The 13,649-nt window shown below is 72.5% G+C and carries 10 protein-coding genes; 6 read left to right on the forward strand and 4 right to left on the reverse strand.

Annotated elements, in window-relative coordinates; genetic code table 11:
* Positions 1-48 precede the first annotated feature (48 nt).
* From JIX56_RS19210 to JIX56_RS19220, 3 genes are read right to left on the reverse strand one after another with little or no spacing between them, the layout of a single operon-like run.
* On the reverse strand, positions 49-1,758 hold the full coding sequence (locus tag JIX56_RS19210; RefSeq protein ID WP_257542290.1) for an acyl-CoA dehydrogenase: 1,710 nt from the start codon (positions 1,756-1,758) through the stop codon (positions 49-51).
* On the reverse strand, positions 1,755-3,455 hold the full coding sequence (locus JIX56_RS19215) for an acyl-CoA dehydrogenase (protein WP_257542292.1): 1,701 nt from the start codon (positions 3,453-3,455) through the stop codon (positions 1,755-1,757). Before JIX56_RS19215 ends, JIX56_RS19210 begins: the two co-directional genes overlap by 4 nt.
* Positions 3,452-5,206, reverse strand: a complete 1,755-nt coding sequence (locus tag JIX56_RS19220) for a fatty acyl-AMP ligase (RefSeq protein WP_257542294.1) — start codon at positions 5,204-5,206, stop codon at positions 3,452-3,454. Before JIX56_RS19220 ends, JIX56_RS19215 begins: the two co-directional genes overlap by 4 nt.
* A gap of 229 nt (positions 5,207-5,435) precedes the next feature.
* Here JIX56_RS19220 and JIX56_RS19225 point away from each other — a divergent pair, with 229 nt between their 5' ends.
* The 6 genes from JIX56_RS19225 to JIX56_RS19250 all read left to right on the forward strand — a co-directional run bounded on the left by JIX56_RS19225 (position 5,436) and on the right by JIX56_RS19250 (position 12,731).
* Positions 5,436-6,305, forward strand: a complete 870-nt coding sequence (locus tag JIX56_RS19225) for an ABC transporter ATP-binding protein (RefSeq protein WP_443032054.1) — start codon at positions 5,436-5,438, stop codon at positions 6,303-6,305.
* Complete coding sequence (locus JIX56_RS19230) at positions 6,302-7,201, forward strand: ABC transporter permease (RefSeq protein WP_443031843.1); 900 nt, start codon at positions 6,302-6,304, stop codon at positions 7,199-7,201. Before JIX56_RS19225 ends, JIX56_RS19230 begins: the two co-directional genes overlap by 4 nt.
* Positions 7,202-7,299: 98 nt before the next feature.
* The gene (locus tag JIX56_RS19235) at positions 7,300-8,451 is read left to right on the forward strand and encodes an LLM class F420-dependent oxidoreductase (protein WP_257542299.1); all 1,152 of its coding nucleotides are present in this window, start codon (positions 7,300-7,302) and stop codon (positions 8,449-8,451) included.
* Positions 8,438-9,148, forward strand: coding sequence for a thioesterase II family protein (locus JIX56_RS19240; RefSeq protein ID WP_257542301.1), 711 nt, complete (start codon positions 8,438-8,440; stop codon positions 9,146-9,148). The genes JIX56_RS19235 and JIX56_RS19240 overlap by 14 nt, the downstream gene beginning before the upstream one ends.
* 63 nt (positions 9,149-9,211) lie before the next feature.
* Positions 9,212-10,036, forward strand: a complete 825-nt coding sequence (locus JIX56_RS19245) for an SDR family oxidoreductase (RefSeq protein WP_257542303.1) — start codon at positions 9,212-9,214, stop codon at positions 10,034-10,036.
* Positions 10,037-10,100: 64 nt separating this feature from the next.
* Positions 10,101-12,731 carry a non-ribosomal peptide synthetase gene (locus JIX56_RS19250; RefSeq protein ID WP_257542305.1) on the forward strand — a complete coding sequence of 877 codons (2,631 nt, stop codon included), beginning with the start codon at positions 10,101-10,103 and terminating at the stop codon, positions 12,729-12,731.
* 34 nt (positions 12,732-12,765) lie between these two features.
* Here JIX56_RS19250 and JIX56_RS19255 read toward each other — a convergent pair whose 3' ends face one another.
* Positions 12,766-13,602 (reverse strand): alpha/beta fold hydrolase, encoded by an 837-nt coding sequence (locus JIX56_RS19255; protein ID WP_257542307.1) that lies wholly within the window; start codon positions 13,600-13,602, stop codon positions 12,766-12,768.
* Between the last annotated feature and the right edge of the window lie 47 nt (positions 13,603-13,649).

Consider the following 13,649-nt stretch of genomic DNA (forward strand, 5'->3'; position numbering starts at 1 on the left):
TACGGCTTTCGGATGGTGGGCGGCCCTCGGGCGGCCGACGGCCGGTTCTCACACGGCGAGCGGTCTCCCGGTCAGGCCGAAGGAGCGACCGGTGTCCCGGCGGTCCAGGAGTTCGGCGAAGAGCCTGTCCTCGACCTCGGCGGGCAGCGGGCCCGGCCGGTGCGGACCCGGCGCCGAGCGGCACAGGGCCGCCCTCAGCCAGGTGGGGTCGGCCAGGAAGTCGTCCGGCCGGGCGTGCCGCCATACCTGCCCACAGGCGGTGCGGGACAGGAGGCGCACGTACCGGGTGACCAGGTCGTAGTGTTCGGGGCGGGCGTCGACGCCGAGTTCCGCCGGCGACAACTGCCCGCATACGGCGGCCAGTTCGGCCAGTTCGACGTGGTCGTCGCGGAGCGCCGCACGTACGTCGTCGTGCTCGGGTGCCCAGGACGCGTCGGCCAGGGCAGGGAGGGATCCCATGACGGGGTCGCGGCCCGCGGCGTGCAGGGCCAGCCGGTCGTACCGCAGGGGCGGCAGCGGTTCCGCGAGCGCGAACACGTCGGGCGGCGCCTCGGTGCCGGGGCGGGACCAGGTGCGGCGGGCCAGCAGGGGCAGCTGGGGCAGCAGGCTCATCTGGCAGGCGGCGCGCGCGATGTGCCCGAAGCCGACGGGGGCGAGGTCGCGCAGCAGCTTCTGGAACAGTGCGGTCGGCCCTTCGCGCAGGTAGAAGTGGGCGCCCAGAAGTTCCGCGAGCCGGTCCATGGCCTCCAGCAGCAGACGGGACACCTCGAACTTGACCGCGGAGGCGTACACGCTCGCCGCGCCGGGCACCAGGTGCAGCGCACGGGCGCCGACCGCGCCGAGCGCCTCGGCACGCAGCAGGTCGGCGAAGACGCCGGCCAGCACCGAGCGGACATGCGGGAGTGCGGTGGCCGGGCCGCCGTACAGCCGGCGCCGTGTCAGGTGGTCCACGGTGACGCGCAGTCCGGTGTCGAGGATCCCGGTGGCCATCGTGGGCAGGACCGTGCGGGTGATCTGGAGGGCCTTCAGCGCGGTCTCCAGGCCGGAGCCGGCCGGACCGAGGACCGCGGAGGCGGGCACGGGCAGGTCGTCGAAACGCAGGCCGCCGAGCTGCACTCCCCGCATGCCGACGGTACCGAAGCGCGGCAGGTCGGTCAGGTGTGCGGGGTCGGCGCTCGCACGGTCGACGAGGATCAGGGAGTGGCTGCGCGGTCCGGGCCGGGTGTCGGTGCGGGCGAGGACGACCATGGCGTCGGCGCGCCCGATGTTGGTGACGACCTCCTTGCGGCCGCTCAGGCGCAGTCCGTCGGGTGCGGCGGTGGCGGCGAACTCCGTGCCCGCCATGTCGTTGCCGTGGGCCAGTTCGTGGAAGGCGATGGCGATACGCCGGCCGTCCAGGAGCAGGCGGGCGGCGTGCCCGGTCTGCTGTGCGTCGCCGGCGGTCCACAGGGTGACCGAGGCGATGAGCGAGCTGGCGCCGTAGCCGAGGCCGAGCGCGGGGTCACGTCGGTAGAGCGTGCGCATGACCTCGCACAGGTGGTCGGCCCGCTCCAGACGGCCGCCCAGCTGGGGTGGTACGAACTCGGCGTTCAGCCCGTAGGCGTGCAGCAGCGCCTCTCCGGCGGCGAGCATCTCCGCGCGCTCGTCCGCGGCGAGAACGGCCTCGGTACCCGTGGGGTTGGCCGGGTTGGAGAGGCTGCCGAGCAGGTGCTCCAGTTCGTCGGCGCGCTTGGGTGCGAGGCCGGTCGTGGTGGTCATGCGGTGCCTCCCCACAGGGTGAACTCCGGTGTGGGCATGCCGAGTACGACGTCGGCCAGGGCGCCGAACACGTCGCTGTCGTCCTCGCCGAGCAGGGAGGTCAGGCAGGCCCGCAGCCACAGACCGTCCGTACCGAGTCGTCCGGTGCGCAGCGGCGGGTTCTCCAGCCACAGCAGCAGGCAGGCGGCAGCGGCGTAGGCGCGTTCGTAGCGTTCGGCGAGGCCGAAGGCGGCGGTGGGCAGTCCACCCGTCGACGGCACGAAGTCCGCCGACTCCGTCTCCAGCCCGGCGAGTTCGGTGAGCAGCCGGGCGATGAGCGGGCCCGCCTGGGGTGGCCCTTGCTCCACCATGCGTGCCGCCGTGTCCGGCAGGGTCTGCACGGCGCTGCATCCCGTGACGGACAGCAGCGTCAGCCGGTCGCGGTCGAACAGGGGCAGGGGGGCGGTGAGGTCGGCGGCGGCCCGCAGGCCTTCGGTGTCGGCCCGGCGGCGGCTCAACTGACGGCCCAGGCGCGGCATCTGGTGGAGGACGGCGGCGCGGTTGACGACCGTGCTGCCGTCGAAGATCGCGCAGATGCGGTGGTCGCGTTCCAGTTTGGCGAAGCCGCCGCCGGGCGGCGAGGTGAGGAAGCCGCGTACGCCCAGCAGTTCGCCGAGCGAGAGAAGCGTCTCCTGGGTCAGCGTCGGCACGTACGCCTTGGTGATCGCCGAGATCGCGCTCAGTTCCCCGGGCAGGGTGTGCACCGAGCGGGCGGAGAGCGCGCTCACCGCTTCGGCGGTCAGCGCCGCGGCGGCCGCCCGGCCGAGGATGCGCCGTACGTGCGGGACGTCCGCGAGGCGTCGGCCGTACAGCTCGCGTCCGGTGACGAAGTCGCGGGCCAACCGCAGGGCGTGGTCGGCGGCGCCGAGGGAGAGCGCCGTGCACGCGATGCGGGTGAGCTGGAGCGTTCTGAGGACCACGGCGATCCCGTCGCCCTCTTCGCCGACGAGGGCGTCGGCGGGCACCGGGGCGCCGTCGAGGGCGAAGCCGCTGATGTCGGCGCCGCGGATGCCGTGCGTACGGATTTTCGGCAGGTTCCGCCAGGCGCCCTCGGGCAGTCGGCGCTTGTCCACGAGGAAGAGGCTGAAGCCCCGTCCGCCGCCCGCCGGGTCGGTGCGGGCCAGGACGCAGGCGAGGGTGGAGCGGGTGGCGTTGTTGATGAGCCACTTCTCGCCGGTGAGCCGCCAGCCGCCACCCGCTGCGTCCGCGTCCGCGTCTGCCTCGGCGTCTGCCTCTGCATCCACACCCGCGCCGGTCTCGGCCACCGCCGCGAACTCGCTCGCGAGCAGGTCGGCGCCATGGTCACGCTCGGTCAGCCCCCAGCAGACGGCCTCGCCCCCGCGTACCCGCTCGGCGAGCCGGGCGGCCTGATCCGGGGTGCCGGCCACCCACACCGGGGCCGACCCGAGGAACGTCTTGCCGTGGGCGATGGCCACGGTCAGATCACGGCGGGCGACCTCGCGCAGCAGCCGTACCGTCTCGCTGAAGTCGCCGTCCGGGGACAGGACGTAGTGGGTGGGCATTCCCGCGTCGTCGAGGAGGCGGACCGCGCCGTCGGGGAACTCCTCACGGTCGTCGAGCTCGGCGAGCGCGTCGGGTGAGAAGGCGTCGCTCTCGTGGGCGGCGAGCAGGGTCTCCAGATCAGCCGTGGTGGTCATCGTGCGGTCACCCGCCGGTGTTCCGCCAGGGCCAGGGTGAGCAACCGGTCCTCACCGAGGTACAGGGTGCCCAGTTCTCCGGCGAGGTAGAGGGCACGCATCGCCGAGCGCTGCACCTTCCCGCTCGTGGTCCGCCGGACGCCGCCGGGCCGCACCAGGGCGACCGCCGCGACCGGCACACCGAACTCCCGGGCCGCGGTCTGCTTCATGTCGACGGCGATCCGGCTCAGCCGCTCGGCACCCCAGTGGGCACGGATCTCGTGCACGACGACGATCGCCGGAGCGGTGTCCACGCCGTCGTCGTCCCCGACCATGAAGACGGCCCCGTGCAGTCCCTCCAACTCCTCGTGCTGGGAACGCAGTTCGTACTCGATGTCCGCGGGGTGCAGATTGCGCCCGTGCAGGACGAGGACGTCCTTGCGGCGGCCGGTGATGTAGAGGTCACCGTCGAGCAGGCCGCCGAGGTCGCCCGTGCGCAGGAACGGACCGCGTCCGTCCGTGGTGTTCGCCCGGAACGTGGTGTCGGTGGCGGCCTCGTTCTCCCAGTAACCCGCGGTGACGCAGGGGCCGCTGAGCCAGATCTCACCGATCCGGCCCTCGGGCAGGGCGTCCCCGGTGTCGGGATCGACGACCTGTACGTCTGAGCCGGTCGGCGCCCCGCATCCCACGAGCACGCGGGACGGTTCCGTGCCGTCGGCCTGCCGCAGCTCCAGGTTCTCCAGAGCCGAGGCGTCGACCGTGGTGCGCAGGGGCGCCCGCCCGGTGGTGGCGGAGGCCATCAGTGTCGCCTCGGCCAGGCCGTACACGGGGATGAGCGCGTCGGGCCGCAGTCCCGCGCGGGCGAACCTCTCGGTGAAGGCGGCGACCACGTCGGCGCGGACCGGTTCCGAGCCGTCGGCGGCCTTGACCCGGGACAGGTCGAGCGTGGCCAGCTGCTCGTCGGTGACGCGTCGGACGCACAGCTCGTAGCCGAAGTCGGGCGCGGCGGTGAATCCGACGTCACAGGCGTCCAGCATCCGCAGCCAGTGGTACGGGCGGCGCAGGAAGGACATGGGGTCCATCTGGACGTACCCGCTGCCGGACAGGAGGCCGGGCAGCATCAGGCCGATCAGCCCCATGTCGTGGTACAGGGGGATCCAGCCGCCGTACGTCGTGCCACTGTCGTTCCCGAACGCGGCCACCATCCGTTCGACGTTGGCGACCAGGTTGCCCTGGGTGACGACGACGCCCTTGGGATCGCCGGTCGAACCCGACGTGTACTGGAGCAGCGCCGGCATCTCGGGCGCGACCCCGGGAGCGATCCAGGCATCCGGGTCTCCCTCACCGGTGTCGGTCGGGTGGCAGACCACCCCGACGACGCCCTCCTCGGCCACCCACTTCTCCACGTCCGGGAGATCGCTCCGCTGGGTCAGGATGACACTCACCCCCGCGTCGCGGGCGATGGCGGCGAGCCTGCGGCGCTCGTGCCGGTAGCGGCCCGGCAGCGGAGCGGGCACGGCGATGACGCCGGCGTAGACACAGGCGGAGAAGGCGGTGGTGAATTCGATTCCCGGGGAGTGGAGGAGCAGCGCTCGGTCCCCTGCGGAGAATCGCTCCTGGAGCCAGGAGGCAATGCGCCGGGAATGCAGATCCAGTTCCGCGCGGTCGCGCACCTCGCATCTGATGTCACCGAATTCCGAGACGAAAGTCACGGCAGGCTGCTGCGGATTACGCGCTACCTGTTCCCTCAGTGTCGTGAGTAATTCTCGCACAACAGGAACCGTACGTGATCATGGTCCTCGATCCCGTACCGAAAAGCTCAAGCAACGCCAAAGTAACATCATCGAACGCCCAAGAAATCTTTAGGATCCCATGATCGACTGTCGCATCGGACGGGCGTAGAACGGACTTGTGCCTACCCCCACCACGCCGGCCGTCGCCATAGACGGCCTGCACAAGAAATTCCAGGAGAGCCATGCATTACGCGGTGTCGACCTGGAGGTGAAGCCAGGTGAGGTCATGGGCCTCCTGGGCCCGAATGGAGCCGGTAAAACCACTCTGGTAAAGATTTTGACGACGCTCCTCAAGCCGGACTCCGGGCGCACTTTCGTGAATGGCTGGGATGTGGCGACAGAACCAGAAAAAGTACGCTCCACCATCGGAATGGCCGGCCAGTACTCGACGGTCGACAGCTTGCTGACCGGCTTCGAGAACCTTTATCTGATCGCGAAACTGCGCGGCCTGGGCCGCCCCGCGGCCCGCCGCGTCGCCGACGACCTGCTGTCCCGGTTCCGGCTCACCGATGTCGCGGGGCGCCCTGCCGGCACCTACTCGGGCGGTATGCGCCGACGGCTGGATCTGGCCGCCGCCCTCGTCTGTGCCCCTCCCCTGGTCCTCCTGGACGAGCCCACCACCGGCCTCGACCCCGAGAGCAGGTTCGACACGTGGGAGGCGGTCGGTGAACTGGTCGCCGGCGGCACCACGATCCTGCTGACGACCCAGTACCTGGAGGAGGCGGACCGTCTCGCCGACCGGATCACCGTGATCGACCGGGGGCGGGTGGTGGCGGAGGGCACCAGCGACGAACTGAAGGCAGCCGCCGGAAACCGGCTCGTCGTGTGTGTCGCCGAGGACCACCAACTCGACGCGGCGGCTCGTGCCGCCGCGCGGGCCACCGGTACGACACCGACGGTGGACCGCGCCGCCCGGCGCGTGGAGGCGCCCGCCGCCGACGGCCGTGCCGCACTGGGCCGCGCCCTCGCGGCGCTGGAGGGCGAGGAGATCGACGTACTGGAGATCGGGCTCAGCCGCTGCACGCTCGACGACGTGTTCCTCGGCCTGACCAGCCGCACCCGGCGGGAGGCGGCGTGATGACCACGCCCACCGACGTCCGCAAGGCAGGCTCCCCGCACCGGGGCGCACCTGCCACCGGTCTCCCCTCGCCCGCGGTCCCGACCCGCGCCCGGCGCAATCCCGTGCTCCGTGTCGTCGCGGAGAGCGCGGACCTCGCCCTGCGCAACCTGCTGCACCTGCGGCGCACTCCGGGACTGCTCATCTCGTGCCTGGTCGAGCCGGTGGTGTACGCCCTGCTCATCGGGTACGTCTTCGGCAACAGCCTGGGCGGCACGGCCTACCGCTCGTACATGTTCGCCGGGCTGATCGCCCAGACGGGGGCCTTCACCACCACCTTCACCACGGTCGGGCTCTCGAGGGACCTGGACCAGGGCATGGTCGACCGCTTCCGCACCCTGCCGATCTCCCGGGTGGCCCTGCTGCTCGGCCGGACGACGTCCGACCTCACCACCTGCGTGGTGAGCGTCGCCGTCACCACCACGTGCGGTCTGCTGATGGGCTGGCGCCCGCACACCGGCCCCGTCGAGGTGGCCGCCGGGATCCTGCTGGTGCTCCTGTTCTCCTTCGCGATGTCGTGGATCGGCGTCTTCGTCGCCCTGGTCGCCCCGAACTCCCAGGTGGCAGGGAGCCTCGGGGTGATCTGGCTGTTCCCGGCGACGTTCATCTCCTCCGGGTTCGTCTCCGGAGCGACCCTTCCCGGCCCGCTGTCCACCGTGGCCGCCTGGAACCCCATCACCTCGCTGGCGAACGCCCTGCGCCGGCTTTTCGGCAACCCGCCCCCGCCGGGCTTTCCCATACAGCACGCCTGGCCCGCCCATCACCCGGAGCTGTACACCGTGGGCTGCTCGGTGCTGCTCATCGCCGTCTTCACCTCCCTCTCGACATGGCGTTACCGCACGCGCACGAGCCGCTGACCGCGGCCACGACCGAGCCCGGTGCCACGACCTGGCCGGGCCCCGACCGTCCCGCGCCCGGTCCGGACACCGGCCCTCGCGCTCGCACAGGAGCATCCATGACCGTCCCCACCCTGCGTCTCGGCCTCAACCTCGGCTACTGGGTCGGCGGCAACGACGCGTCCAACCTCCCGCTCGCCTCCCTGGCCGAGGATCTCGGCTACTCGGCGGTGTGGGTCTCGGAGGCCTACGGGTCCGACGCCGTCACCGTGCTGTCGTGGATCGCCGCCCGCACGTCCCGCATCGACGTCGGCAGCGCGGTCCTGCAGATCCCCGCCCGCTCGCCCGCCATGACGGCGATGACCGCCGCCACCCTCGACACGCTGTCCGGCGGACGGTTCAGGCTCGGCCTCGGCGTGTCCGGTCCTCAGGTCTCGGAGGGCTGGCACGGCGTCGGATTCGGCTCACCGCTGGGCCGTACCCGCGAATACGTCGACCTGGTGCGCCGTGCGCTGCGCCGGGAACCCCTGGAGTACGAAGGCAGGCACTTCACGCTTCCGCTGCCGGGCGGCCCCGGCAAGGCGCTCACCCTGACCATCCGGCCGCCGCGCGAGCGGATCCCGGTCTACCTCGCCGCCCTCGGCCCGAGGAACCTGGAACTGGCCGGGGAGATCGCCGACGGCTGGCTGCCGGTGTTCTTCTCACCCGCCCACGCCGCCAAGCAGCTCGAACCCCTGCGGGCCGGCCTCGCGAAGTCCGGGCGCGCCCTCGACGGGTTCGACATCGCCCCCTGCGTGCCCCTGGTGACCGGCGCCGACTGGCGGGCCTGTGCCCGGCGGGTACGGGGATATGCCGCGCTGTACCTCGGCGGCATGGGCGGCCGGGAGGACAACCACTACACCCAGCTGGCCGAGCGCATGGGCTTCGGCCCCCAGGCCCGTGCCGTCCAGGACAGGTTCCTGGCCGGTGACTACCCGGGCGCCATGTCCGCCGTACCGCTCGACTTCCTCGACGCCACCTCGCTGCTCGGGCCGCGGGAGCGGATCGCCGAGCGGATGAGGGCGTTCGCCGAGGCCGGCGCCACCACGCTCAACCTCATGCCGGTCGGCCCCGGGCTGCCCGGCCCGGACCGCGCCGCCGACGCGATGCGCACCGCCGCCGAGGCCGCGGAGCTCGCGGGCGTGCTCGCCTCCGGTCCCACCCCGCGCAATCCCCGCCCACGAGGCGCGCACGACTCGCAAGGAGACACCCGCACCCATGACCGCACCTGACACGACAAAGCTGATCTGCCTTCCGTACGCCGGGGCGGGCGCCTCGTTCTACCGTCCCTGGGTCGCCCTGGCGGGGGACGCGCTGGAGATCATGGCGCTGCAACTGCCGGGCCGGGAACGGCTGATCGACGAGGAGCCGTACCGGGACGCGCACCAGGCCGTCGACGGGCTGCTGGCGCAACTGCGGGACAGGCTCGCCGAGGACGGCGGCCGGGTGGCCCTCTTCGGGCACAGCCTCGGCGCGGTGCTCGCCTACGAACTCGCCCACCGGCTGGTCGACGAACCCGGCGTCGAACTCGTCCATCTGTTCGTCAGCGGATCGCCGGAACCCGCCCGGGGGCGCGAGCGACGGGCCACCGGCCTGTCGGACGAGGACTTCCTCGCCCGCGTCGGCGAGTTCGCGGGCTACCACCATCCCGCGCTGGACGACCCGGAGATGCGGGAGATGATCCTGCCCGCCCTGCGCGCGGACGTCGAGATGCACGAGAACTACGTGCCCGGCACCGATCTCCCGCTGAACGTGCCCCTCACGGTCGTGCGCGGCGAGGACGACGACCTGGTCGGCTACGACGACGCGGAGTCCTGGAGCAAGGTGGCCGGCCGCGACTTCGAACATGTCGAGGTTCCCGGCGGCCACATGTATCTGACCGACGCCGCCTCCACGCTGGTCCGGCTGATCGTCTCGACGGTGCTGTAGCTCCGTTCGACATCCCCCCACCCCCCTCCTCCCCCGTTCTCGACGTTCTTCAAGGAGTTCCCGATGCGTCTGCACGGAAAGTCGGTCCTGGTCACCGGCGCCGCCCGCGGACTCGGCCGGGCCATCGCGGTCGCCTGTGCGGCCGAGGGCGCCGACCTCGTCCTGCTGGACATCTGCGCCGACCTGCCCGGCGTGCCCTACCCGCTGGGCACGCCGGGCCAGTTGGAGCACACCGCCGCGCTGTGCCGGGAGACGGGGGCCGCGGTCCTCACCGCCGAGGCCGACATCCGCGACCTGCTCGCCGTACGGCAGGCGGTGACCCGCGCCGAGGACCGGTTCGGCCGGATCGACGTCGCCGTCAACAACGCGGGCATCGCCGCGCCCTCGGGCACACCGGTGCACGAGATCAGCGAGGACGAGTGGTCCCTGATGATCGACGTGGACCTCTCCGGAGCCTGGCGGGTGATCCGCGAGGTCGGCAAGGCCATGAGCACCCGGCGCGGCGGCAGCATCGTCAACATCGCCTCCACCGCCGGACTCGTCGGCTACCGGCACTTCGCCGGATACGTCGCCGCCAAGCACGCCGTCATCGGTCTCACCAAGGCCGCCGCGCTCGACTACGCGCCGACGAAGGTACGCGTGAACGCCATCTGCCCGGGCTCCGTGCGCGACGACACGGGCGCCGAGGGCCGGATGCTCGCCGAGATCGCCAGAGCACTGGACGTACCCGTCCACGAGCACGAGAAGACCTTCGTCGAGGCCCAGCCCATGAACGCCCTCATCGAACCCGAGGACGTCGCCGCCGCGGTCGTCTTCCTCGCCTCGGACGAGTCCCGGCAGATCACCGGCTCGGTCCTGACCGTGGACGGCGGCTTCAGCACCCGCTGAGCAGCGCGCACGCCGTACCGGCCCCCTTCTGACTTCTGACTTCTGAACAACAAGGAGTACCCCCGTGTCAGGCCCTCTCCTCCCCGCGGCACGCTGCCACGCGGTGCGCGTGCGCTTGGACCGTTCCCCGGACTCGGCGGCCCCTGAGGGGCTGTGGACGGAGGACGTACCCGTGCCGGCGGCGGACGCGCTCGCCGAGCGGCGCCGCGCCGCCGAACTCGCCCGCCCCGCCGACGGACCGCGCGGAGTCCTGCTGCGCTACGCCGACGGCCCGTGCGACCTGATCCTCGTGGCCCCGCGCGACCGGTGGGACCGCAGGGCCCTCGCACGTCTGGCGGCCGGCGAGTCCGTCGAAGCGAACACCCGGCGACCCGTCCCCGAGGCATCCTCGTTCGCTCCCGCCCCCGCCTGGGGGCTCGGCCACGACGGCCCCACCGTCCCTCACCTCTTCTCCCTGGACGAAGGGGGCGACGAGGCGAGCTGGCTCGCGGCCCTCGCCGTCACCCTGCGCCGCTACGACCCCGAGACCTCGCCGGTCATCGGCACGGACCACGGCTCCTTCACCGTGCGGGAAGCCCCCACGCTCGGTGAGCTGAAGCCCACGGCCACGGACGGGCCCGCGCTCGTCGGCCTGCTCTTCGACGAGGCGGAGCTGCCCGGCGTGTACGTGCCCTGTCTGGCACCGCCGTTCGCGCTCACCCTGTCGGTCTTCAAGGACGCCGACGGCTGGCGGCTGCGCTGCGACCACGTCGGCGGACACGTCTCCACGGAGATCGCCGCACAGTTCACCCGGCACCTGGTGCGAGTGCACCGGCATGTCCTGCGTTCTCCCCGGACCGCGGTCGACGACATCGATCTGCTGGACGAGGCCGAACGCGACCGCGTGGCGGCACTCGGTCGCCCGCCCCGCCGTCTGGTCACCACGGCGATGAGCGTGCCCGAGGCGTTCACACGGATCGTGGCGGCGGCTCCGGACCGCATCGCCGTCGCCGAGGGCGGCGCCGGCCTGACCTACCGCGAACTCGACGACCGTGCCGCTCGGTTGGCACGGGGCCTGCGCGAGCACGGTGTCACGGCCGGCGACCGGGTGGGCGTGTGCCTGGAGCGCACCGCCGAACTCGTCGTCACCCTCCTCGCCGTGCTGAAGGCCGGCGCGACCTACGTGCCCGTCGACCCCGCCTACCCGGCGGACCGGCTCGCCCACACGGCACGGGACGCGGGACTGGGCGTGGTGATCACCCGCCTGCCGGAGTTCCCGGAGGTGACAGGTTGCGTGCCGATGACACCGGACGAGCTGCTCGACACGGCGCCGGAGCCCGGCGACGCCCCGGTCCCGCCGGCCACCGTCACACCGGACACCGCCGCCTACGTCATCTACACCTCCGGCTCCACCGGCCGCCCCAAGGGCGTCGAGGTGCCGCACCGCAACGTGATCGCCCTGATCGACGCGACCCGCGACGAGTACGGGCTCGGCGAAGCGGACGTATGGACCTGGTTCCACTCCAGTGCCTTCGACTTCTCGGTATGGGAGATCTGGGGCTGCCTGCTGACCGGCGGACGGCTGGTCGTGGTGCCGTACTTCGTCTCCCGGGAACCCGACCGTTTCCGCGATCTGCTGGTGTCCGAGAAGGTCACCGTGCTGAGCCAGACCCCGTCGGCCTTCGCCCAGCTGCTGGACGTGGACCACACCGAGGTCGGGGTCCGGTTGGTCGTGTTCGGCGGCGAACCACTCGACGCGCGCATGCTGCTGCCCTGGTTCGACCGGCACCCCGAGTCGGTGTGCCGGACGGTGAACATGTTCGGCATCACCGAGACCACCGTCCACGTCACCGAGCAGACCCTCACCCGGCGACTGGCGCTCGCCGGCACCCGGTCCGTGGGACGCGCCCTGCCCGGCTGGCACCTCTACGTGCTGGACGCGGCCGGACGCCTGCTGCCGCCCGGAGTGGCGGGCGAGATCCACGTCGGCGGCGCCGGAGTCGCGCTCGGCTACCTGGGCCGGCCGGACCTGACCGCGCAGCGGTTCGTACCCGACCCGGTCACCGGCGGCATCATGTACCGCAGCGGCGATCTGGGACGCCTCCGCCCGGACGGCTGCCTCGAACACCTCGGGCGCATCGACAGCCAGGTGAAGATCCGCGGCTTCCGCATCGAGCTGGACGAGATCCGCTCGGTCCTGCTGGAGGACCCGGACGTGCGGACGGCGGCCGTCGTGGTGCGCCGCGTCGACCCGGCCGATGCCGCCACCGCCCGGATCGACGCCTACGTGGTCCTCTCCGGCGGCGACCCCGGCACAGTCCGCAAGCGGGCAGCCGGCATCCTCCCCGACCACATGCTCCCCACCACGGTCACCTCCTTGGACGCGCTCCCGCTGACGCCCAACGGAAAGCTCGACCCGGAACGGCTCCCCGCACCCGCCGCGCCCGCCGCGCCCCGCCCGCCGGCGCGGGACACCGGGCCCGTCACCGACGACGTCGACCTCACCGAGCGGCTGCGGGAGATCTGGAGCGAGGTCCTGGGCGTGCCGGTCGGCCTGGACGACGACTTCTTCGAGCTGGGCGGCAACTCCCTGTTCGCCGTCCGCATAGGTGCGGCCCTGCGCGCGCGGGGCCTGCCGTCGCTGCGGCTGAAGGAGCTGTACCGCCGTCCGACCATCCGGGAAACCGTCAGCGGCCTCGCGACCTCGGGCGGCTGACCCCCGCGCCGCCGGCCTGGAACAACCGCCCAGGTCAGCGGCCGGGCGGGAACACCGCCGTCGCGGCCGCGTCACCTGACACGGTGCCGGCGGTACGGGCCAGGAAGGCCGTGATCAGCGCGGCCCACCGGGCCGGTCGCTCGGCGGCGATGGCGTGGCCGCAGTCCAGGGTGGCCAGTTCGGCGCCGGGGATGCCGTCGGCCAGCTCACGGGAGTGTGCCGGGGTGGTGAGCACGTCTTCCAGCGGCGAGACGACCAGGGTGGGCACCTTGATCGCGGGCAGGTCGGCTGTCACGTCGAGGGTGTCGAAGAGCGCCAGCTGCTGGTCGGTCCCGGGTGGCAGACCGGCCGCGAAGAGGGTGAGCTGCTCCTCCAGCTCCTCCGGGGTGCGTTCGTCCAGCCAGCTCGCGCCCCCGACCACCAGGGACAGGTAGGCCGCCAGCGTGCGGCTGTCGTCCGTGCGGCCGAGCGCCCGCCAGACGTCGATGACCAGCCGCAGCCGGGCGTTGGGCCGGGCGAACCCGGACGACAGGACGAGGGCGGTCACCCGGTCCGGGTGCCGTACCGCCGCCCGTACGGCGACGGTCGTTCCCATGGAGAAGCCCGACACGGCGAAGGTCGACGCGCCCGCCCGGACCCCGGCCGCCACCACGTGGTCGGCGAGGGCGTCCAGGGACAGGGGGGCGTCCGACAGCGGGGTGTCGCCGGAGCCCGGGTAGTCCGGGCCGATGACCGTGTGCCGCCGGGCCAGCTCGTCCAGGACGGGGCCGTAGCTGTCCCGTACGTCGCTGCCGGCGCCGTGCGCCAGGACCACGGCCGGTCCCGAGCCCACGACGAGGGGGGCGGGCGAACTGAACTGAGAGTGCGTCATCCGTGCACGCTAACCGGGTGCCGGGGGGGCACCGGGACGGCGTTCCG

Origin of the sequence: Streptomyces sp. CA-210063, from assembly GCF_024612015.1 — a bacterium.
In the GTDB taxonomy this organism is placed as follows: Bacteria; Actinomycetota; Actinomycetes; order Streptomycetales; family Streptomycetaceae; genus Streptomyces.

Excerpts from the sequence above, each read along its gene's own strand:
- JIX56_RS19210 (WP_257542290.1), bottom strand. The coding sequence starts at position 1,758 with ATGACCACCACGACCGGCCTCGCACCCAAGCGCGCCGACGAACTGGAG.
- JIX56_RS19215 (WP_257542292.1), bottom strand. The coding sequence starts at position 3,455 with ATGACCACCACGGCTGATCTGGAGACCCTGCTCGCCGCCCACGAGAGC.
- JIX56_RS19235 (WP_257542299.1), top strand. The coding sequence starts at position 7,300 with ATGACCGTCCCCACCCTGCGTCTCGGCCTCAACCTCGGCTACTGGGTC.
- JIX56_RS19240 (WP_257542301.1), top strand. The coding sequence starts at position 8,438 with ATGACCGCACCTGACACGACAAAGCTGATCTGCCTTCCGTACGCCGGG.
- JIX56_RS19245 (WP_257542303.1), top strand. The coding sequence starts at position 9,212 with ATGCGTCTGCACGGAAAGTCGGTCCTGGTCACCGGCGCCGCCCGCGGA.
- JIX56_RS19255 (WP_257542307.1), bottom strand. The coding sequence starts at position 13,602 with ATGACGCACTCTCAGTTCAGTTCGCCCGCCCCCCTCGTCGTGGGCTCG.